Annotated in this window: 13 protein-coding genes; 2 read left to right on the plus strand and 11 right to left on the minus strand. The window is 47.9% G+C overall.

Going from position 1 to position 22,695, the window contains the following annotated elements; all coding sequences use genetic code 11:
• Positions 1-196 precede the first annotated feature (196 nt).
• Together B5E53_RS06805 and B5E53_RS06810 are read right to left on the minus strand one after the other, a co-directional pair.
• Complete coding sequence (locus B5E53_RS06805) at positions 197-1,552, minus strand: sensor histidine kinase (protein ID WP_087313427.1); 1,356 nt, start codon at positions 1,550-1,552, stop codon at positions 197-199.
• A 6-nt stretch (positions 1,553-1,558) separates the two neighbouring features.
• A complete protein-coding gene (locus B5E53_RS06810; protein ID WP_087313644.1) occupies positions 1,559-2,266 on the minus strand; it encodes a LytTR family DNA-binding domain-containing protein in 708 nt (235 codons plus the stop codon).
• Between the two features lie 276 nt (positions 2,267-2,542).
• Here B5E53_RS06810 and B5E53_RS06815 point away from each other — a divergent pair, with 276 nt between their 5' ends.
• Together B5E53_RS06815 and B5E53_RS06820 are read left to right on the plus strand one after the other, a co-directional pair.
• Positions 2,543-3,280, plus strand: coding sequence for an ABC transporter ATP-binding protein (locus B5E53_RS06815; protein WP_087313429.1), 738 nt, complete (start codon positions 2,543-2,545; stop codon positions 3,278-3,280).
• 45 nt (positions 3,281-3,325) lie between these two features.
• Positions 3,326-5,497 carry an ABC transporter permease gene (locus B5E53_RS06820; protein WP_087313432.1) on the plus strand — a complete coding sequence of 724 codons (2,172 nt, stop codon included), beginning with the start codon at positions 3,326-3,328 and terminating at the stop codon, positions 5,495-5,497.
• A 598-nt stretch (positions 5,498-6,095) separates the two neighbouring features.
• Here the strand turns inward: B5E53_RS06820 and B5E53_RS06830 are convergent.
• From B5E53_RS06830 to nifJ, 9 genes are all read right to left on the minus strand, one after another.
• Positions 6,096-6,881, minus strand: a complete 786-nt coding sequence (locus B5E53_RS06830; RefSeq protein ID WP_242963563.1) for a metal ABC transporter permease — start codon at positions 6,879-6,881, stop codon at positions 6,096-6,098.
• Between the two features lie 2 nt (positions 6,882-6,883).
• Positions 6,884-7,681, minus strand: coding sequence for a metal ABC transporter ATP-binding protein (locus tag B5E53_RS06835; RefSeq protein ID WP_087313438.1), 798 nt, complete (start codon positions 7,679-7,681; stop codon positions 6,884-6,886).
• A 2-nt stretch (positions 7,682-7,683) separates the two neighbouring features.
• Complete coding sequence (locus B5E53_RS06840; protein WP_140401449.1) at positions 7,684-8,889, minus strand: metal ABC transporter substrate-binding protein; 1,206 nt, start codon at positions 8,887-8,889, stop codon at positions 7,684-7,686.
• Positions 8,882-9,481 (minus strand): Maf family protein, encoded by a 600-nt coding sequence (locus tag B5E53_RS06845; protein WP_343215607.1) that lies wholly within the window; start codon positions 9,479-9,481, stop codon positions 8,882-8,884. The genes B5E53_RS06840 and B5E53_RS06845 overlap by 8 nt, the downstream gene beginning before the upstream one ends.
• Before the next feature lie 169 nt (positions 9,482-9,650).
• Positions 9,651-10,817 (minus strand): cyclopropane-fatty-acyl-phospholipid synthase family protein, encoded by a 1,167-nt coding sequence (locus B5E53_RS06850; protein WP_087313442.1) that lies wholly within the window; start codon positions 10,815-10,817, stop codon positions 9,651-9,653.
• Positions 10,818-11,393: 576 nt separating this feature from the next.
• Entirely contained in the window at positions 11,394-12,878 is a 1,485-nt protein-coding gene (locus B5E53_RS06860; protein WP_087313446.1) for a glutamate synthase subunit beta, read from the minus strand.
• A gap of 12 nt (positions 12,879-12,890) precedes the next feature.
• The gene (gltB, locus tag B5E53_RS06865) at positions 12,891-17,429 is read right to left on the minus strand and encodes a glutamate synthase large subunit (protein WP_087313448.1); all 4,539 of its coding nucleotides are present in this window, start codon (positions 17,427-17,429) and stop codon (positions 12,891-12,893) included.
• Between the two features lie 642 nt (positions 17,430-18,071).
• Positions 18,072-18,779: an HAD family hydrolase gene (locus B5E53_RS06870; protein WP_087313450.1), complete on the minus strand. Its 708-nt coding sequence runs from the start codon at positions 18,777-18,779 to the stop codon at positions 18,072-18,074.
• Between the two features lie 241 nt (positions 18,780-19,020).
• Positions 19,021-22,569 (minus strand): pyruvate:ferredoxin (flavodoxin) oxidoreductase, encoded by a 3,549-nt coding sequence (gene nifJ, locus B5E53_RS06875; RefSeq protein ID WP_087313452.1) that lies wholly within the window; start codon positions 22,567-22,569, stop codon positions 19,021-19,023.
• Positions 22,570-22,695 lie beyond the last annotated feature (126 nt).

Here is a 22,695-nt window from a genome sequence, read left to right on the forward strand (position 1 = left end):
ATCCCTCCTGACTCAATAAGAAAGAATCCTGCTCTGCAGGACTCCTCGCAATTGGTGTTACTATTATATTACATAACTATGAATAATAATTCAAGGCATTTTTCATTTTTCCACAGTTTTTTCACAAGATTTGAATGATTATTCACGTTTTTTGCATTTTTTCATGATTTTCTTTCAACTTTTTTATGTTCAGCCTTCATTTTGAAAGTGGAAACGGCAGATAACAGAACAATTCAAAGTCTCCCTCCCCCTCATAGATCTCCATATTTCCGCCGTATCTGAGAACGCTTTCCTCAATACTTCTGAGACCATATCCATGTTTCTTCCGGTCTCCCTTTGTGGTTCCCGGCAGTACGCTGTTCTTCGCTGCGGCAGTGTTTTTGTTCTCCGCAGGTTGTTTTCCCTTTGCCATGCGCACTCCCCCTGATACTGCCGTTTTTTTGCCTGTCCGGCCGGCTTCACATGGATTTATGATCTTCAACGCCAGCATTCCTTTTCCCGCCCGGCCCTGCAGGGTGATTTTTCGCTCTTTTTCCGGAAGCTTCACGCAGGCTTCCGCCGCATTGTCAAGCCCATTGGCAAAAATCGCACAGATGTCCGCCTTCTCAAAGGGCAGTTCCTCCGGAATATCCAGCTTTATCTCCCAGGAAATGTGCTGCTGCCTTAAAAATGTCTCTTTGACAGACAATACGGCATTGACCGTGGAATCCCCACAATAATTTAAAGTCTTCGTCACCGCGCTGCCTGCCAGAAGTTCTTCAATGTATCGCTGCCGTTCCTCTTCCGGCAGAGCGGAAAGCGTCTGCAGGTGATTAGCCATATCGTGCCGGAGCCTGCGGATCTCAAAATGCTGCTGTTCCATGGATTCATAATATTTCTGATTCATCCGCGCATACATGGCTTCCTGCTCAAGCTTCCGCTGGCGCACCAGCACACGGATGGCCCAGAGCAGCCCCACAAACGCCACAAGGGACAGACAGAGCACCGCAAAATGCAGACGCAGATCCAGCCGCCCCGGTTCCCACCGCTCATCAGACAGCAGGACCGTGCTCAGCACATTTCCCACCGGAACCATGGTAAGAAGCAGGATCAGCCGCCACATGCCCGGAGCCAGATCCTCATCCTTCTCCGGCGCCGCCAGCCGTGTTATCACATAAAATAAAAACGCAAATATCACTCTTGGCAATAAAAAATACTCCGGATGATTGCGGATAAAATTATCCACAATGGCATTCCAGGCAAACATAGTGCTGCCAAAAAGCAGCCCCATACAGAGCTTCTTCCAGCCGCTGTCCTCACAGCAGACCCATATGATAAGAAGGATCACAAGAAAAGTCGGCGGCAGATTGGCCAGATCACCAATGTAAACCACCGTGCCGCCGGCTAAAAATCCCAGAACCACCAGCAGCACAACACTCCACCAGCATTTCTTTATCCGAAACAGATTCCACATTGAACCCGCAATAAAAACAGCAACTACAAACATTCCCGTCCACTGCCAGAATGTTGGCATTAAAACCAGATCATATATATGGGACACTATCATCTCCATCCTGCGTCACCCCTCCAGCATGGCCTTGGCCAGTTTCCCTGCTGCCTTCTCCCGGAGGGAACGGCTCACCGGTAAAGTGTATTCTCCCACTTCCACAAATGTTTTCCCAATACGGCTGACCGCATTGGCGCTGACAAGATATCTCTGATGGATCCGTACAAAGCCTTCCCCCAGCCTCTCTTCCACGGCGTCCAGTTTATCATAAAAGGCGTATTCTCCTGAGGCGGTCACCAGCGTCACCTTTCTCTTTTCGCTGTAGAAATACAAAATATCCTTATAAGAGAAACGATACGTTCCCTCCGTGTTCCTCACCACAAAGTTCTGCTCATCCGCTCTGTACATTTTTTCCCGGACACGTTCAAGCACCGCCGCCAGACGATCCTCTTTCACCGGTTTCATCAGATAATCCAGGGCTCCCACACTATATCCGTCAAACACGTAATCGGCATATCCTGTCACGAACACAATGAGCAGATTCTCATTGAATTCCCGGATCTTCCTTGCCGTCTCCATGCCATTGAATCCTTCCATCTCCACATCCAGAAATAATAAGTCAATCTCCCCCGGATGTTTCTCCAGCCAGTTCACCGCACTTTTCCCCGACGAAAAATCATAGACCACCTCTTCGCTTCCTTCCCGGAGCAGCTTTGAAAGCTGCATCCAGAGGGTATCCCGGGCGCCGGTCTCGTCATCGCAGATGCCTATTCTCAGCACACGATCCTCTCCTTTTCTTCCTGATTTCTTCTTTTTTATCAGAATATCTTCTCCCGCAGGCAGTGTCAACCCCCGCCGGGAGCATCCCGGCAAAGATCAGCGCCAAACTTTACATCCATCGTACCATTCTTTACATTTTCTGCAGCGCCTTCCCAAACTTTTCATTACTCTTCCCATTTTTGACATGGCAAAATCCGTCCGGATCTGTATCGTGCTATATTGGGAATATCAACAGAGCGCGATGCGCATACAACGATCAGAAAGGAAGGATACCATATGTTATATGTTAAAAATCTTCACAAATCTTACATAGTAGGCAACAAAGAGTACCCGGTACTGAAAGGCGTCAGTTTTCAGATTGCCAAGGGGGAATTCGTGGCGGTGATGGGGCCATCCGGTTCCGGCAAGAGCACCCTCTTAAACTGTATTTCCTGCTATATTCCTTTTGATAAGGGGGAAATTACCCTGGGCGGCACACAGCTTACCAATCTCAGCGAAACAGAGCTGGCAAAGGTGCGAAATGAAAAACTGGGATTTGTGTTTCAGGATTTCATGCTGCTGGACGGACTCACGGTTCGCGAGAACATTCTTGTTCCCCGCATCATTCAGGGAAAGGTGGATCAGGAGGCAGAAACTTTTGCCGACCGGCTGATCGCTCTTTTCGGCATTGAACACATCAGGAATAAATATCCGGCCGAGATTTCCGGCGGTGAAAAACAGCGGACGGCTGTGGCCCGCAGTCTCATCAATGACCCTTATGTGATTCTTGCCGACGAACCCACAGGAAATCTGGACAGTAAGTCCAGCCGCACCGTCATTGATTCCTTCAAACACGCCAAGAAACAAATGAATGCTACCATTTTCATGGTGACCCATGACAGCTTCGCCGCCTCCTTCTGCGACCGGGTTATCCTCCTGAAAGACGGAACCGTCCACCGGCAGCTGGAGAAAACCGGCAGCCGCAGCGATTTCCAGGACCAGCTTCTGGACGCCATCAAAGAAATGAGCGAGTAACACGCATCCGCGGTCGAACACTATCAAAAAGGAAGGAGATTTCATATGAAAACAGAAAAATCAAACAACACCATGCAGTCCATGGAGCGGAAACTTCAGAAGGCCGACCGGAAACAGGCATCTCTGTACCTGTTCTGTAATTTTATCTCTCTGATGCTGATTTCCGCGTATTCTGCCATGATGTTTTCACCAACCATCCTTGGTATTCTGCCGGAAGGCGGAGACAGCCGAAAACAGATGTACGCAATTTTTGTACTTTCTCTCTTCGGCTGCGTGATTTTCACCATCTACGCGTCCAGTTTATTTTTCCGCAAAAAATCCCGCCAGCTGGGCATACTGATGGCACTGGGCGCCTCCCGGAACCGCCTGGCGCCGGGATTATTCCGTGAAGTTTTTACCCTGAGCGCCGGCTCTTCCGTGCTGGGGATCATCGCCGGTTTTCCATTTGTATGGCTGCTCTGGAACGGGTTCCGGCTGTTTGTAGTCGACAGTGCTGAGATGACATTACATTTTGACTTTACATGTCTGGTCGTGTCCGCGATGTTTCTTCTCATCGTCATTGCTTTTTCCTGCCTGACCGCATGGAGATATCTCCGGAAAACCAACATCATCGATATCGTACAGGAAGAACACAAGAATGAACCCGTCCGTGAACCGGGACGGTGGTGCGGCCCGGCGGGCATCATCATTCTCTTTGCCGGCGCCATCATCGGCTACGGAGCTCCCGGCGTTTACATGAATGTTTTTTCGGCCTATCCGCCGGAATGGATCAATATTTTATACGCGCCGGTCTTTATAGGACTTTACATGATCATGCTCCATACCGTCGTCCACGGATGGAGCCGCCGGAAAAAACATCCTTACAAAAATATCATTGCCCGCAGTATGATGAAGTTTCAGGGCAGGCAGACGGTAAATAATCTTCTGGTCAGCACGGTACTCATCGCCGGAGGATGTTTCGGTATTTTCTATATTCCGATCCTCTCCACCTCCTCCATCCTGGAGACCAGCAGCCGGGACTATGATTATTTCTTTTACAACCGGGCCGATCAGAATGTTCCGGACCAGGCAGCAATCGAGGATCTGGCCGCCGGCTACGACCTGAAGCTGACCGGCTGGCAGGATCATGAATACCTGAGCCTGGCCACAGACGGCAACACCAGGGTGGAAGACGGACGACAATTTCATTACGAATATGCTCCCCTGCTCTCCGAATGTAAAATCATCTCCGAGGACACTTACAATCAGATTACCGGAGATGATATCGACATTCCGGCAGGCGTCTGCTATGGCACCACTTCCACCAGCCAGGAAGATTCCTACTGGATCACCACTGATCTGACCAAGTTCACCAATATGTGCACCATGGAAAGCTTCGACACAAAGTTTGCCGGATTTCTTCAGTATGATCTCATGTCGGGTACCAGCAGCAGCTTTTATGTGGTGGACAACAGCGACTTTGCCGCTCTGTCCCAAAATCTCACCGATGACTGGAAGGGAAATATATTCTTATTCAATGTGGACGGGGAAGATAATTACGAATTTGCCAGACAGCTTTACCTAAACTTTGTTCATTCTTTTGACTCCAGCTGCGAAGTTATCAACGCCTACGACCGGGTGGCAAAATATGTGGCTGAACAAAACGGTCAAGTCTACTGGGGCGACACCGACGAGATGACTAAGGTCAGCTATGACAACCCGGACTCCACGGACTTCCGCATGTACTGGAGCTATATGCCGAAAATCCGCCTTCTGGATCAGAATGACTTTATGCAGAACTTCGCCGTTTTCCTGATGATGTTCCTCTTCATCGCCATCATCTGTTTCACAGCGGCTCTGATCATCTGCTACACCCGCTGCCAGACCATCGCCCTCAACAACCGTTACGTCTTTGATGATCTGCGTCGGCTGGGCGCATCGCCAAAATTCCTGGCACAGGAGGTCAAAAACCAGTGCGGCAAAGTCTTCACCGTTCCGGCCACTGTGGGCATGACCGTCATGTTTCTCCTTTACATTATGATCATGTACGCCAATGACAACACCTTCTCCGGCCCGGAAATCGTGGGACTGGGCGTCTGCTTCTGCGTGCTGCTGATGATTGGTATTTTTATCTATGGCGTTTATTTTAAAACACTGGAGAAGATACGAAAGCAGCTGGGGATTTGTAAATCTCTTTGCAGCCCACAGAAGGCTGCTTTACCGAAGACAAGGCATTGATAAAAGTTCTCCTCCTCCACTTCGGCAGACTGGTACCTGACTGTATTTCGTCAATATAAATCAGACGCCTGCGCTCACAGTCGTCGTCAAACCATATCAATACCTCGTCTTCTCCAAATGCAGTCTGCGTGCATAGAGATTTACAAAGAATCCTGGCTACTCTGGCGAAACAACAGATTGTGGCAGTTTTGATTATTAAACGGTCCCATCGATGATAACAAAAATACCTGATTCAAACCGACAGAAGCGTTACCTGTGTGGCTGGCTCTGTAAGTTCATGCCAGACAGACGCGACCGTAAATTTTGGTACCCGCTGATTCATCTGTAGCCATAACCTGCTGTTTTGTCAACGTAGCACAGGATTTTTGTAAAGGTGGAACAGAGATTTTTCCAATATACAGATGCTATTCGGAGTGCATACAGATTCCGACCGTGAGCTGTGAGGGAGGACTGTCTAAGACCTGCTGATCAGAAAATATCAGCAGTCCGAGTGAGGGTCGAGCCGGGAGGAACTGTATGAAAACGAATGGCATCGTCTGATATATGAGAAATCTGTCATCACCTTTACAAATCCCAATTTCATAAAAAAAGAGCATTCTCATGCTCTTTTTAAGAAGGTCAGGAAAAATACACCGGAGGCCAGCAACACGATCATCGGCCCGGTGGCAATGTCCGTATAGTAAGAAAGAATCAGTCCGGCCACGCCACAGACCACGGCGATGAGGACGGAGAAGAGATGATAACTGCGCATATTTCTCGCCAGATTTCTCGCCGCCGCTGCCGGAAGAATCAGCAGGGCGTTGATGATCAAAAGTCCCACCCACTGGATGGACAGCATGACGATGATGGCCAGCAGAATCACGAACAGGTTATCATACAGACGCACCGAAATTCCCTTGCTCTGGGCCAGGGACGGATTAACGCTGACGAAATGCAGACGGTTAAAACAAAACAGCCAGAATGCCACCGTCAAAGCGAAGGCGATGAGCAGCCCCCAAAGCTCTGTACGGGTGATACTTAAAATATCTCCGATCAGGAGAGAGTTATATTTTGAAAAATTCCCTCCCACAGACAGTACTGCCAGTCCCACTGCGAGGCCGCAGGAGGCAAACACGCTAATGACCGTCTCGGCACCGGCCTTGCCCCGGTATTTAATCCAGTTTAAGAGCAGGGCAAACAGGATACCGAAGAGAATCATGGAAAGGGTCGTATCAGTCATGCCAAGGATCACGCCCAGAGCAATGCCGGTGATTGCCGAATGTCCCAGGGCGTCGGAAAAGAACGCCATCTTGTTATTGACGATCATTGTCCCCAGCAGTCCGAACAGAGGGGTGATCAGCAGCACTGCCGCCAGGGCATTTTTCATAAATTCATATTCAAACATAGTCATTCCTCCTCTGCTTTACGACCGGACAGCGCCGCCGCAGATGGTGCAAACAGCGGATGTTCCGCATATCCGAACGTTTTCCGGAACACATCGGTCCGGTATACCTGCTCCGGCGTTCCTTCGGCCTCCACAGTTTTATCCAGTAAAATCACCCGGTCAGAATACTCGTAGACAAAATCCAGATCATGGCTGATCATCAAAATAGACAGGTCATATTTCCCCTTCAACTCATCCAGAAGCTCATAAAAAAGAGTGGTTCCGTTCCTGTCAATACCGGAAATCGGCTCATCCAGAAGCAGCAGGTTGGGCATCGGGCAGGTAGCCACAGAAAGAAGCACCCGCTGCAGTTCTCCCCCGGACAGGTCTCCCAGACATTGGTCGATGAGATCCTCCGCCTGAAAATGCGACAGCTCCTCTTTTACTTTTTCATAGGTTCTTTTATCCTTCATAAGCCACACCGGACGACGGCTGATACAGGATGCAAAGAAATCATACACCGTGGTGGGCGTGTTTTTATCAAAAGCCAGGTGCTGCGGTACATAACCGATTTTCATCCGGCTCCGCCGGCCACTGCGCATATCCTCAAAAATGATTCTTCCTTTATAAGGAATTTCTCCCAGCAGCGCTTTCATGAGCGTGGATTTGCCGGCGCCGTTTTTTCCGATTATGGTCAGCATCTCCCCGCAGTAGAGATGAAAATTTACATCTTCCAAAATATGATTATTATCCAGAGTGACATCCACATGTTCAATTTTTGTGCAGTGATTTCCGCACATTTTCGGTTTGATTCGCCGCATTTTTATTCCTCCAGACTATCGGCATTCTGCGCCGCAGTTTTCAATGCTTCCAGGTTCTTTCTCATGCTGTCCAGCCAGGCATCCCTGTCATACTCCCCGCTGACGCAGGAATCCAGCTGATACACTTCCATCCCTGTCTCTCCCGCCAGCAGATTGGATATCCGCCCTGAATACTGACTGTCAGATAAAATGATCCCGTCTCCGGCTTCTTCCACCAGATCGATGAGCGTGCGGATTTCTTTTGCCGAAAAACCGCTGTCCTTTTCCACATCGACTGTTTCCAGAACCGGAAAGCCAAAGGCATCTGCCAGATAGGCAAAACTTTCATGGAGAAGTACACAGCCCTTCTTCGGGGTGATGGTTTTTAAATCTTCATTTTCTGCCATCAGAGTGTCAATTTTCTCTTTATATTCCAGATAGTTCTGCTCATACTCTTCCCGGTGAGCCGGGTCCATCTCACCCAGAGCGGAAGCAATATATGAAAGTTCCTGTTCATAAAGTTCCGGGTTCAGCCAGGTATGCGGGTTGACTTCCCCGGACTCCAGATCGCCGGCGGACGCATCCGTGTGATCAGCAGAAACAGCCTCTGCCCCGAATCCCTCATCCCGGTGGGCAAAATCCTCCTCTGCCGCAGATACAGACTGATCTTCAGGCTGATCTTCCTCCTCATGGGCATGTTCGTGTCCTTCATGGGCGTGTTCCTCCCCGGGGAGAAGCGCACCGGTTTCCACTCCGTCTAAAGCATATAAAATATTCAGAGACGGATACGTATCGAGCACATCCGAAAGAAAATCTTCCATACCACCGCCGTTGGCCAGAAACACATCGGCCCCCTCCAGGGATACCAGATCTCCCGGACGGAGCTGATAATCATGGAGACATCCGGTCTGTGGTTCCGCCATATTCGCGATCTCCACCCCATCTACACCATCGGTGAGATTCATGACCATGATATAGAGGGGATAGAAGGACGTGACAATACGGAAAGAACTGCCGCCATCGGCCGCCCCTTCTTTTTGACACCCCGCCAGCATCCCGACGCTAAGACAAAACACAAGAGCCGCTGCCAGAACAGTATTTTTTAGCTTCAGCGGAGACATCCTCCATTTTTCGGAACAGCCGTTCCGCTTTACTTTCTGTCTCCTTTCAGCCACTACTGTCTTTCTCTTTAAAATCTCCCGTTCCAATGCTTTTCCGCCCTCACTCATCAATTCCGTTTTCCTTCCATAACCGGCGCAGGCGGCTTACCAGCTCACAGAGAGGCAGTCCGACCACATTATAATAATCTCCGCAGATGCCGGAAATAAACACTGCGGCTCTTCCCTGGATTCCGTAAGCGCCCGCCTTGTCCATAGGTTCTCCGGTGGACACATACCAGCGGATCTCCTCATCGGTCATTTCCCGCATGGTCACATCCGTACACACATGAAACTTTTCTTCCGCGATCAGATGTCCATCCGACAAAAGAAGCAGGGACACCCCAGTGTAAACCTGATGAGTCCTGCCGGAAAGAGAACGAAGCATCTTTACCGCGCCTTCCTCCCCATCTGGTTTGCCCAGGACCTTGCCATCAATGGCTACCACTGTATCCGCGCCGATCACTGTGACAGCGTCCGCCGCATCCTGATGCGGTCCTGCCACAGCCTCCGCTTTCCGGTGGGACAGTTCCTCCACCAGTTCTCCCGGATGGGGCGCCTGTATATTTTCGTCGGCATCGCTGACCTCTATGATAAAATCATATCCGGCCTGCTCCAGAAGTTCTTTCCTTCTGGGAGAGCCGGATGCCAGAATAATCTTCATTATAATAAACTCTCCTCGTAAAAACAGAATAAAAAATTATGATGATACCCGGACAAACCGCCCCGCTCACCGGCCGATTTTGCTTTGAGGCGAAACCGGACCGGGTATCGCGCCGTATTTTGTCCTTGTATCATCATAAGCGATAAACAAAAAAGAATCAATAAATTTTTTAGTACCACCGTGTCATCGGCAGATCATTGTTTACATCGTTGGTAAACAGAATCTGATGCAGATCGATGATACCGTTCATGAAAGTTGCCGCGCAGGCGCATAAGTAAAGCTCCCACATACGGGCAAACCGGTCTCCGAACATCTCCACGACCTCATCTTTATGCTCCTGGAAGTTCTTATTCCAGCACAGAAGAGTCTTATTGTAATGACGGCGCAGACTTTCCACATCGAGGGTATAGAAACGATGATCACCGGCAATGTTGATAATCTCTCTCAATGACGGAATCACTCCGCCCGGGAAAATATATTTCTTGATCCAGGCGTCACCCGGATGTTCCTGAAGAGCGCTGATATAATGAAGAAGGAATAATCCGCCCGGCTCCATAACCTCTTTGACACTGCGCATAAACAGATCATAATTATCCCGTCCCACATGCTCCAGCATGCCGACGCTGACCACACGGTCAAACTTCATACCACTCTTTGGCAGATCACGGTAATCCATCAATTCCACTTTCAGCTGGCCTTCCAGCCCTTCTTCCACGATTCTTTCTTCGAATTTCTTCTTCTGCTCTTTGCTTAATGTGATGCCGACGCCTTTGATACCATATTTTTTCGCCGCCTCAATGAGGAGGAAGCCCCATCCGCATCCGATATCCAGAAGGGTCATATCTTTCTGCAGATACAATTTTTCCAGAATACGATCTACCTTATTCACCTGTGCCTGGTACAGCGTATCATCCGGATTCTTAAAATATCCGCAGGAATAGCTCAGAGTTTCATCCAGCCACAGCTTATAAAAATCATTTCCGATATCATAATGAGAAGATACTTCCTTGGACTGATTGGATTTGCTCAAAGATGAAAAAATCAATTTTTTCAGAGATTTCTGGTCGGTAGAAAACTTACCCATCTGTCCCATAAACATATTAAGGGCATGGTAAAGGTCTCCCTCGATCTCCATATCTCTGTCCATATACGCCTCGCCCAGGGCGATGGATGTGCTTGTCAGCAGATCCTTCATGGAAGGAACCTTATTGAAAACAACGGTAAATTCTGATTTACCTTCTCCGATCTGCGCCTCTTCATCTCCGATTTTTACTGTGAAGGGATGCTCATCAAATTTCTGTAAGAATGTCACTAAAGCTTTTGCCTCTAAATTCATACTGTCACTCCTGTTCTTTTCATACAATTTCAAAACGTTTCATATCTGCATGTCCAAAACTACGGTAATTCCTCGTTTTTATTATCGTTTGTAAAGACCAACAGAATAACACTCCTATTTTAGCACAAACAAAATAAAAATGCTTCTATTTTTTATTTATAAATATTATCCGCCCTCCGGATATGCCAGCGGACCGGCGCGGCACACAAGATGCCGCCCCGGTCCGCCGGTTCAGGAAAGTTATTATATGATCAAAATAAAACTGATTGGCTGATGTCATGCAGGTATTTGTAATACCCGTTTTTGTAACCACCCGGATTGCTCCGCGTTTCACGCTCCCGCAATCCTCCCCTCATTCGCATTCCGCTCTATCGAGCTTCTTGCTCATGTGGGGGCGGCCATTCGTTCTCTTTCTTTTGTAACCACCCGGATTGCTCCGCGTTTCACGCTCCCGCAATCCTCCCCTCATTCGCATTCCGCTCTATCGAGCTTCTTGCTCATGTGGGGGCGGCCCTCTAAAACACGCATCTGCTTTCATGCAAGCACGAGCAGATGCATGTTTTGATGGCCTGGTGGTTACAGGTTTGTATATCCCATAAGGGATAAATCTACTTCTCTTGCGCAGTCGCGGCCCTCGCGGATGGCCCATACCACCAGGGACTGTCCACGGTGCATATCTCCGGCTGCAAATACTTTATCCACATTTGTCTTATAGGATCCTGCTTCTGTTTTTACGTTACTCCGCTCGTTGGTGTCCACGCCAAAAGCTTTAGTCACATAGGACTGGCTTCCCAGGAATCCTGCCGCAATGAGAACCAGATCCACCGGAACTTCGTATTCACTGCCAGCCACTTCCGCCATGATGTTCCGGCCAGCCTTTTTGTCAAACTTGCTTTCCAGTTTAACAAGTTTTGCTTTGCAGACCTCTCCCTTTTCATTGGCGATAAATTCTTTGACCGTGGTCTGATATACCCGCGGATCTTTACCGAAGACAGCGATGGATTCTTCCTGACCGTAGTCAGTCTTGCAGACTCTCGGCCACTCCGGCCAAGGGTTATTTGGCTGTCTCTCGTCCGGCAGTTTCGGCATCATCTCCAGCTGGAGCATACTCTTGCAGCCCAGACGGATGGATGTTCCCACACAGTCGTTGCCTGTGTCACCGCCGCCGATCACCATGACATTTTTATCTTTGGCGTCGATATATTTCTTATCAGCAAAATTGGAATTCAGCAGGCTTTTTGTGGTGGCCGTCAGATAATCCACCGCGAAATAAATGCCTTTGCTCTTTCTTCCCGGCACCTTCAGATCTCTCGGATCAGAAGCGCCGCAGCACAGCACGATGGCATCGTACTCTTCTTTCAGCTCCTCTGCCTTGATGTCCACACCCACGTTGACGCTGGTCTTGAAGGTGACGCCTTCCTCTTTCATAATATCGATCTTTCGCTCGATATAAATCTTTTCCAGCTTCATATTCGGGATTCCGTACATCATCAGTCCACCCGGACGGTCAGAACGCTCATAGACTGTCACGGAATGTCCACGCATATTCAGATAATGTGCCACTGTCAGTCCTGATGGTCCGGAACCTACGACGGCTACCTTTTTGCCGGTCCGCACAGCCGGCGGTTCCGGTTTGGCAAGACCTCTCTCGTAGGCCCGCTCGATGATGCTCAACTCTTTTTCTTTAATATTGATCGGGTCCCCGTTCAAATTACAGGTACAGCCTACCTCGCAAGGATGCGGGCAGACCCGCCCGGTAAATTCCGGGAACGGGTTTGTCTTTTTTAATCTCTGGTACGCTTCATCCCAGTTTCCAGTATAAGTCGCATCATTCCACTCAGGAATCAGATTATTCAACGGGCATCCGGTCACCATTCCATTGATCAGAATACCGGACTGGCAGAACGGCACACCGCAGTTCATACATCTGGCTCCCTGTATTTCCTGTTCTTTCCGGGACAGAGGGGTATGAAATTCATTGAAATGTCTGATTCGTTTTAACGGCGCTTCCGCAACGCTTTCTTTTCTTTCATATTCCAAAAATCCAGTTGGCTTTCCCACGATTCTCCCCTCCTATCCTCTTTTTATCTCATAAAATGCTTCAATCTGCGCCTGTTCTGCACTTAAGCCCTTGCCTTCCAGCTCGGAAATCTTCTGCAGAACCTTCTTGTAATCATGCGGAATGATCTTCTTAAATTTCGGCAGATATTCGCTGAAGTTATTCAGAATTTCTTTTCCTTTTTCGGAATTGGTATACGCCACATGATCTGTGATCATGTCCTTAATCTCCATAACATCGTATTTGGATACGATCGGCTCGGAAGAAACCATCTCTCTGTTGAGCCGCAGGTACAGGTCACTGTCCTCATCGAGAACATAGGCCACACCGCCGCTCATGCCGGCCGCAAAGTTCTTACCGGTTTTACCGATGATCAGAACCTTTCCTCCCGTCATGTATTCACAGCCGTGATCTCCGACGCCTTCCACGACCGCTGTAGCTCCGGAGTTACGAACACAGAAACGTTCTCCCGCCACACCGTTGATGTAGGCCTGGCCGCTGGTCGCACCGTAAAGAGCCACGTTTCCGATGATGATATTGTCATCCGCTTTGAAACGGATTCCCTTCGGAGGATATACGATCAGTTTTCCGCCGGATAAGCCTTTGCCAAAGTAATCGTTGCTGTCTCCGATCAGCTCCAGGGTCAGTCCCTTCGGAATAAATGCACCGAAGCTCTGTCCGCCGGCGCCGGTACACTGCACAGTAAATGTGTCGTCATCCAGCGTATCCTGATATTTCTTGGTAATCTCAGATCCAAACATGGTGCCGAGGGCTCTGTTGGTGTTGCCCACGTCGATGGAAATGCTTCTCTTCTGTTTTTTATCCAGTGCTGTCTTTAATTTATTGAGAAGAATCTTCGCATCCACAGTCTTTTCCAGCTCAAAATTATATTCATTCTTTTTGTTGTAGCAGATCGGATGAGTCTTATCCAAATACGGATTATCCAGAATTTTGGATAAATCCAGATGGTATTTCTCCTGTGCTTCCGGACGCTCTTTCAATAAATCTGTCCGTCCCACCAGTTCATCCACAGTGCGCACGCCAAGTTTTGCCATGTACTCTCTCAGTTCCTGGGCGATGAACATCATGTAATTGATGACGTATTCCGGTTTTCCTTTGAAACGTTTTCTCAGTTCCGGATTCTGTGTTGCCACACCAACCGGACAGGTATCCAGATTGCAGACACGCATCATGACGCATCCCATGGTGATCAGCGGACCGGTGGCAAAACCGAATTCCTCTGCTCCCAGAGCCGCCGCGATGGCCACGTCTCTTCCACTCATGAGCTTTCCGTCTGTCTCGATGATAACCTTGTTACGCAGATCATTCTGAATCAGCGTCTGGTGTGTTTCTGCCAGGCCCAGCTCCCATGGAAGTCCCGCATTGTAGATAGAGTTTCTAGGCGCCGCTCCTGTACCTCCGTCATAACCGGAAATCAGGATGACCTGCGCACCGGCCTTTGCCACACCGGCAGCAACCGTACCGACGCCGGCTTCAGATACCAGCTTGACAGAAATCCGGGCATCTTTGTTGGCATTTTTCAGATCATAAATTAACTGTGCCAGGTCCTCGATACTGTAAATATCGTGGTGCGGTGGCGGGGAAATCAGACCCACGCCCGGCGTTGAGTGTCTGGTCTTTGCCACCCACGGATAAACCTTGGCTCCAGGCAGATGACCGCCCTCGCCCGGTTTTGCACCCTGGGCCATCTTGATCTGAATCTCCTGCGCGCTGACCAGATAACGGCTGGTCACACCGAAACGTCCGGAAGCCACCTGTTTGATGGCGGAACATTTATTCAGTCCGTCCGGTCCGACGGTCAGTCTCTCCAGATCCTCGCCGCCTTCACCGGTATTGGATTTACCATGGATCTTATTCATGGCGATGGCCAGAGTCTCATGGGCTTCTTTGGAGATGGAACCGTAACTCATGGCTCCTGTCTTAAATCTCCTTACAATGGACTCAGCCGGTTCCACTTCCTCAATCGGAATTCCCTTTTCCGGATATTCAAAATCAATCAGTCCCCGCAGGGTGATCGGTGCATTTTCTTTATTGATCATGGACGTATACTGTTTAAACAGTTCATAATTTCCCGTCCATGTGGCTGTCTGTAAAGTATGAATGGTCAGCGGATTATAGAGATGTTCTTCCTTTCCGCTTCTGTACTGGTGTGTTCCCTCGCTGTCCAGAGTCAGGTCATTGGTCAGTCCCAGCAGATCGAACGCTTTGGAATGGTGCACATCCACATCTTCCGCGATATCATCAAGGGTGATACCTTCCACCCGGCTGACGGTGTTGGTAAAGTATTTGTCAATGACATCTTTGCTGATGCCCACCGCCTCAAAGATCTGGGAACCCTGATAGGACTGCAGAGTGGAAATACCCATCTTGGAGGCAATCTTCACGATACCGTGCAGCACTGCGTTATTGTAATCATCCACGGCCGCATAATAGTCTTTTTTCAGCAGACCGTCCTGGATGAGTTTCTTAATACCAAACTGCGCCATGTACGGATTGATGGCACAAGCGCCGTAACCAAGCAGTGTGGCAAAATGATGCACCTCTCTCGGTTCTCCACTTTCCAGAATAATCTTCACCGATGTACTCTTCTTTGTCTGAATCAGATGCTGATGCACTGCGGATACCGCCAGCAGAGACGGGATCGCCACATGATTTTCATCCACACCCCGGTCAGTCAGAATGACAACCGTCGCACCGTTTTTGTGGGCCTGGTCCACTTCGATGCAGAGACGCTGGATGGCCTTTTCCAGATTGGTGCCCTTATAATAAGTAATCGGCACATCCTTCGTCACGATATTATGAATCTTTGCGTAACGGATCTTTAACAGGTCCGTGTTGGTAAGAATCGGATTATTTACTTTTAATACCCGGCAGTTCTCCGCCTTTTCTTCGAGGATATTTCCCTCATCTCCAATATAAATAGAAGTAGAGGTGACGATTTCCTCCCGCAGGGCGTCAATCGGAGGGTTGGTTACCTGGGCAAACATCTGCTTAAAGTAGTTAAACAGCGGCTGATGCATTTTGGAAAGCACCGGCAGCGGGGAATCGATACCCATGGCGCCGATGGCTTCATTTCCATTTAAGGCCATCGGAAGGATCGCCGATTTCAGATCCTCATAGGTATAGCCAAAGGCCTTCATCAGTCGGTTATTTTCTACATAGTCATATTCTTCCACAGCCACATTCGGAATCTTCAGATCAGAAAGCTGTACCAGGTTATCAGACAGCCATTCACCGTAAGGCTGTTTCTTAACATAAGAATCTTTTAATACTTCATCGTCAATGAGCTCACCTTTTACAGTGTCGACCAGAAGCATTTTGCCCGGATGCAGTCTCTCTTTCTTCACAATGTGAGTGACGTCAAAATCCAGCACACCCACCTCAGAAGAAAGGATCAGCTGATCATCATCGGTAATATAGTAACGGGAAGGTCTCAAACCATTTCTGTCCAGAACGGCTCCCATGATATCTCCGTCAGAGAACAGAATGGATGCCGGGCCGTCCCACGGCTCCATCATAGTAGCATAATACTGATAGAAGTCTCTCTTTTCCCGGCTCATACTCTCATCATTCTGCCACGGCTCCGGAATGAGGATCATCACTGCCAGAGGCAGAGGCATACCGCTCATCACCAGGAATTCCAGCGTATTATCAAGTCTTGCGGAGTCAGAACCATTCGGATCCACAACCGGAGTCAGCTTTGTCATTTCATCTTTCAGATAATCGGACTCCATCTTCTCTTCCCGGGCGAGCATCTTGTCGGCGTTACCCCGGATAGTGTTGATCTCACCATTATGAACAATATAACGGTACGGATGCGCTTTCTCCCAGCTAGGCACTGTGTTGGTGGAGAAACGGGAATGTACCAGTGCAATGGCAGATTCATAATCCGGATCATGGAGATCCGCATAGAAGTTACGAAGCTGTCCCACCAGGAACATTCCTTTATATACGATGGTCCGGCTGCTCAAAGAAACCACGTAAGAGAAATCATTGGACTGCTCAAATACTCGTCTTACAATGTAAAGACGACGGTCAAAATCCACACCTCTCGGCACATCAAACGGACGTTTCACAAAGCCCTGCATGATATAAGGCATGCAGTCTTTGGCCTTCTTTCCGAGGATCTCCGGCTGTACCGGAACCTCTCTCCATCCGAGGAAATTCAGTCCCTCTTTCTCCACGATAATTTCGAACATTTTCTTGGCGCGGTTTCTCTTCAATTCATCCTGCGGCATGAAGAACATACCAATACCATAATCTCTTTCCTGACCAATAAAAATGCCGAGGGAATCACAGGCTTTCTTGAAGAACTTATGGGAAATCTGTACTAAGATTCCTACTCCATCACCTGTCTTACCCTCGGCGTCTTTGCCGGCTCTATGTTCAAGATTTTCAACAATTTTCAATGCATTGGACACTGTCGCATGGCTCTTGATTCCCTTGATATTTACCACGGCTCCGATACCGCAGTTATCATGCTCAAAGGAGGAATCATACAGGCCCTGCTGCACTCTCTCCTGATGATACATGCTCTCACCCTTTCTCTTATACAGTTATAGATAATCCAAACATGATATTCTTTCTCATCTGTCTTGCAGTTATCATCTTACCGTATTTCAGGGAATTTGTAAATATAAACATTTTAATCTATTGTCTAATAATTAGTTTTTATTTTTAAATCTTTATTATTTTCAGATTATTTTGAGCTATATCTCCTATTTTGTTCTTATTTATCACAATTTACATCTAAAAATCCAGCTGATTGCATTCAAAAAAATGCAATTCTTTTTGTCAGCAGAGTGTGACAGTCTTTTGAGAGCACATTTATATATACAATTAATACAATTTAAAACGAATGAGAATTATTTTGTTCCTTCACAAAATATACAGCCATTGGAAATAATTTCAGCAGAAAATACACTTTTGCAATAAATATATTTATATCAAAAAATATTCTTGTAAATCAAAACAAACTATGCTATATTGATGTTAGGAAAGCACCTGCTCTGTAAGCGGAGCCTTCCTGACATAAAAACATCTTTAATGACTTCGCCTATCCTGAGTGCAGACAGGATAGGCAAATTTATTTCTCACTTCTTTTTTTATCTAAAAGAGCCAGAAATGCAATGACAATAAATATTTTTTCAATATTTTATTTTTTATTAATATATTTACAAATCTCCCACAATCCTCTTCAATATTTCCAGCAGCTCCTCCTCGCTCTCCACGATATAGTCCGGCTGATGCCGGATAATTGAAGTATCGTTGTGATGGCGGTTTAAAAGTATCATATGCCAGCCGGCCGCTCCGGCTCCTTCCACATCGTTTTCGATGGAATCACCAATGTACCAGGTTTCATCCCGGTTGAGATCCAGGGCCTGTTCTACCGCCCGGAAGGTGCGCACATCCGGCTTGAAGTATCCGACGGTGTCGGAGACAAAGATTTTGTCGTCAGAAAACCAGCGTTCCAGACCCATCCCCCGGATCTTTTCCATCTGGTGATCGGTATCTCCGTTGGTGAGGATTGCCAGGGAAACATTGCGATTTTTCAGCAGATCGAGAATCTTCTCCATTGTTTCAGAGATATCCAGATGCTGCTGGTGTTTCCGGTAAGCGTGCTGGAATTCCAGGGCTTCTTCCTCCGTGATCGCAAATCCAAAGTCCTCCATCGCATGCGTCATACGGTAAACGCCGGCGCCGTCCACCGTCATGGTGCCCGCCATTACCTGGTCAAAAACTTTGTCGCTGTGCACGCGCGAAGCCGCATACAGTGCATACATATCTATATCATATTTATCCTGCCACAGTTCTTTAAATGCCCGTTCAAAAGGCTGAACCATATCGTACAGGGTTTCATCCACGTCAAATATTATGTTCATTTTCTACTTTGTTTTCCTTCTATTGTTATAGTGTCATTGTTTTATATTGCACCATCATTTTACGTGGCGCAATTGGTCCACAGTGTTTTTTCCCGTAAAGCTTATATTTCAGAAAAAACTCCCACAGGAAAAGATTTCCCGCGGGAGTCTCTGTACATTTTATATTGGGAGACGGAAAGAGAATACTCTTTCCGTCCCGTCCATATCTGAGAATCGTGCACGCGGCACTTCCAGATATATTTTATTTGTAGAGTTCTACCATTCTCTTCAGTTTCTCGTAACGAGCCTTTGCAGCTTCTTCGGATTCTTTGAAGAGTTTCTCTGCTCTTTCTGGGAATGGTTTCACCAGACGAGTATAACGAGCCTCGTTGTTCAGGAATTCCTGATAAGAACCGTCGCCCTCTTTGGATGTCAGAGTGAATGGATTCTTTCCTTCTGCTTTCTTAGCTGGGTCGAAGGAGAAGAGGTTCCAGTAACCAGCCTTAACGGCTTTCTTCATCTCATCCTGGCAGTGGTTCATTCCGCCTTTGGCGATTCCGTGAAGTTCACATGGAGCGTATCCGATGATCAGGGATGGTCCGTCGTAAGCTTCTGCCTCTACGAGACATTTAACAGCCTGGTTAGGGTTAGCGCCCAGAGCAATCTGTGCTACGTATACGTAACCATAGCTCATAGCGATCTCAGCAAGGCTCTTCTTGCTTACTTCTTTACCAGCTGCAGCGAACTGACAAACTTCACCGATGTTGGAAGCTTTGGATGCCTGTCCACCTGTGTTGGAGTACATCTCTGTATCGAATACCATTACGTTTACGTTCTCGCCGGAAGCAAGTACATGGTCAAGTCCGCCGAAACCGATATCGTATGCCCATCCGTCACCACCGAAGATCCAGATGGATTTCTTGGAGAGATACTGTTTCTTCTCAAGAACTTCTGCAGCATCCGGGCATCCGGCAGCGGCAGCTTTTTCCAGTTCTGCGATCAGGGCTTTTGTATCAGCCATGTTCTCTCTGGTGTTCTCTTTTGTCTCCATGAACTTGTTGAATGCAGCCTTGAATTCGTCTGTTGCTTTATCGGAAGCAGCCATCTTCTGTAATTTAGCGATAGCCTGTTCACGTAAAGTCTTCTGTCCAAGGTACATACCGAAACCATGCTCAGCGTTGTCCTCGAATAAGGAGTTCGCCCAGGCAGGACCCTGTCCGGAGTCTTTGTTTACAGTATATGGACATGTTGCAGCAGGTCCGCCCCAGATGGAGGAACATCCTGTTGCGTTACTGATGTACATCTGCTCACCAAATAACTGAGTGATCAGACGAGCGTAGGATGTCTCTGCACATCCTGCACAGGATCCGGAGAACTCAAGCAGCGGCTGGTTGAACTGGGAACCTTTTACAGTTGTATCTGCAGGTGCGCCCGGTTTCTTTCCAACGCTTGCTACCAGGTAATCGAATACTGGCTGCTGATCTGCCTGGGATTCCTGAGGTACCATCTGGATAGCTGCTGTCGGGCAGACTGTGATACACTCGCCGCATCCCATACAGTCTAACGGAGATACGCTCATTGTATATTTGTATTCGCTTGCTTTCGGTTTTGTATCTGCAACCTTCATGTTATCAGGTGCAGCTTTGATCTCATCCTCGCTTACCATGAACGGACGGATTGTAGCATGGGAACATACAAACGCACACTGGTTACACTGGATACATTTCTCAGGATCCCATTCAGGAACTGTTACGGCTGTACCACGTTTCTCGTATGCGGAAGCACCCAGCTCGAACTGACCGTCTGCGATATCCTTGAATGCGGATACTGGCAGGTTGTCGCCATCCATAAGTCCGATAGGTTCCATTAACTCTTTTACCATCTTCACTGTTGCAGGACGACCTTCCAGTTCTGGTGCCGGAGCATCCGGTTCCGGATTGGACCAGGAAGCTGGAACCTCTACTTTATGAAGAGCGTCTACACCAGCGTCGATTGCTTTGTAGTTCATCTCTACTACTGCGTCACCCTTCTTGCTGTAGGACTTCTTAGCAGCTGCTTTCATGTACTCAACTGCTTCCTCGATCGGCATCAGGTTCGCAAGTTTGAAGAACGCGGACTGAAGGATTGTGTTGGTACGTTTACCCATACCGATCTCAATCGCTTTGTCGATAGCGTTGATGGTGTATAACTGAATGTTGTTGTCTGCAATGTATTTCTTGGACTCTGCAGGCATATGTTTGTCTAATTCTTCGTCGCTCCACTGGCAGTTGATCATGAAGATTCCGCCTGGTTTTACGTCCTGAACCATCTTGTAGCCTTTTACAACGTAAGATGGGTTATGACAGGCAACGAAGTCAGCCTGGTTGATGTAATACGGGCTCTTGATCGGGTTGTCACCAAAACGAAGGTGAGAAATTGTGATACCACCTGTCTTCTTGGAGTCATACTGGAAGTAAGCCTGGATATATTTATCTGTGTGGTCACCGATGATCTTTGTGGAGTTCTTGTTAGCACCAACAGTACCGTCTCCGCCAAGACCCCAGAACTTACATTCTACTGTACCAGGAGCAGATGTGATCGGAGCAGGTTTAACCTCCGGCAGGGACAGATTTGTAACATCGTCCACGATACCGATTGTGAAACGAGGCTTCGGATCATCTTTCTGAAGCTCTGTATATACAGCGAATACAGATGATGGAGGGGTATCTTTGGAACCTAATCCATAACGTCCGCCTGTAAGAACGATATCGTTAAGACCAGCTTCACGAAGAGTAGCAGCAACATCCAGGTACAGAGGCTCGCCTAAGGAACCTGGCTCTTTTGTACGGTCAAGAACTGCAATCTTCTTCACTGTCTTAGGAAGTACCTTCAGTAATGAGGAGGATACCCATGGACGATATAAACGAACTTTAACTAAACCAACTTTTTCGCCGGCCTTTGTCAGATAATCGATAACTTCTTCTGCAACGTCACAGATGGATCCCATAGCGATGATCACACGGTCTGCATCCGGAGCGCCGTAGTAATTGAATAAGTCGTAGTCTGTGCCTAATTTTTCATTGATTTTTGCCATGTATTTCTCTACAACAGCCGGTAAAGCGTCGTAAACGGAGTTACATGCCTCACGATGCTGGAAGAAAACGTCGCCGTTCTCGTGAGAACCGCGCATAGCAGGTTTTTCAGGGTTCAGTGCATGCTCACGGAAAGCTTTTACAGCGTCCATGTTGCACATTTCTTTCAGATCTTCGTAATCCCATTTTTCAATCTTCTGAATCTCGTGGGAAGTACGGAAACCATCGAAGAAGTTGATAAACGGAACTTTGCCTTCAAGGGCTGCAAGATGTGCTACCGGGCTTAAGTCCATAACTTCCTGTGGGTTTGTCTCAGCCAGCATAGCGAAACCGGTCTGACGGCAGGCGTAAACATCGCTGTGGTCGCCGAAGATGTTCAGGGACTGTGTGGAAACAGTACGTGCGGAAACATCAAATACACATGGAAGCTGTTCTGCAGCAATCTTGTACATATTAGGGATCATTAACAGAAGACCCTGAGATGCTGTAAATGTTGTGGTAAGAGCACCTGCTGCCAGAGAACCGTGTACAGCACCTGCTGCACCTGCCTCGGACTGCATTTCATTTACTATTACCTGATGACCAAAAATGTTCTCCTGTCCGGCAGCTGCCCACTGATCGATGGAGTCAGCCATTGGACTGGATGGTGTGATAGGATAGATAGCTGCAACTTCAGTATAAGCGTAAGCAACATGAGCAGCAGCGGTATTTCCATCCATGGACTGTTTTGCTCTAGGCATTGAAATTTCCTCCTTAATAAGTTAAAGATATGGTTTATAATTCGACATAATATTAACATTTTTTTGAGAATCTGTAAAGCGAAATCGCCCATGTTTGTATACAAATACAAGATTATACCCTAAAAA

The organism is Eubacterium sp. An11, assembly GCF_002161065.1.
In the GTDB taxonomy this organism is placed as follows: Bacteria; Bacillota; Clostridia; order Lachnospirales; family Lachnospiraceae; genus Anaerobutyricum; species Anaerobutyricum faecale.

Coding starts and splice junctions, on each gene's coding strand:
- B5E53_RS06850 (WP_087313442.1), bottom strand. CDS start 10,817: ATGAATTTAGAGGCAAAAGCTTTAGTGACATTCTTACAGAAATTTGAT.
- nifJ (WP_087313452.1), bottom strand. CDS start 22,569: ATGCCTAGAGCAAAACAGTCCATGGATGGAAATACCGCTGCTGCTCAT.
- B5E53_RS06845 (WP_343215607.1), bottom strand. CDS start 9,481: ATGAAGATTATTCTGGCATCCGGCTCTCCCAGAAGGAAAGAACTTCTG.
- B5E53_RS06820 (WP_087313432.1), top strand. CDS start 3,326: ATGAAAACAGAAAAATCAAACAACACCATGCAGTCCATGGAGCGGAAA.
- B5E53_RS06815 (WP_087313429.1), top strand. CDS start 2,543: ATGTTATATGTTAAAAATCTTCACAAATCTTACATAGTAGGCAACAAA.
- B5E53_RS06840 (WP_140401449.1), bottom strand. CDS start 8,889: ATGAGTGAGGGCGGAAAAGCATTGGAACGGGAGATTTTAAAGAGAAAG.
- gltB (WP_087313448.1), bottom strand. CDS start 17,429: ATGTATCATCAGGAGAGAGTGCAGCAGGGCCTGTATGATTCCTCCTTT.
- B5E53_RS06835 (WP_087313438.1), bottom strand. CDS start 7,681: ATGCGGCGAATCAAACCGAAAATGTGCGGAAATCACTGCACAAAAATT.
- B5E53_RS06830 (WP_242963563.1), bottom strand. CDS start 6,881: ATGTTTGAATATGAATTTATGAAAAATGCCCTGGCGGCAGTGCTGCTG.
- B5E53_RS06805 (WP_087313427.1), bottom strand. CDS start 1,552: ATGGAGATGATAGTGTCCCATATATATGATCTGGTTTTAATGCCAACA.
- B5E53_RS06870 (WP_087313450.1), bottom strand. CDS start 18,779: ATGAACATAATATTTGACGTGGATGAAACCCTGTACGATATGGTTCAG.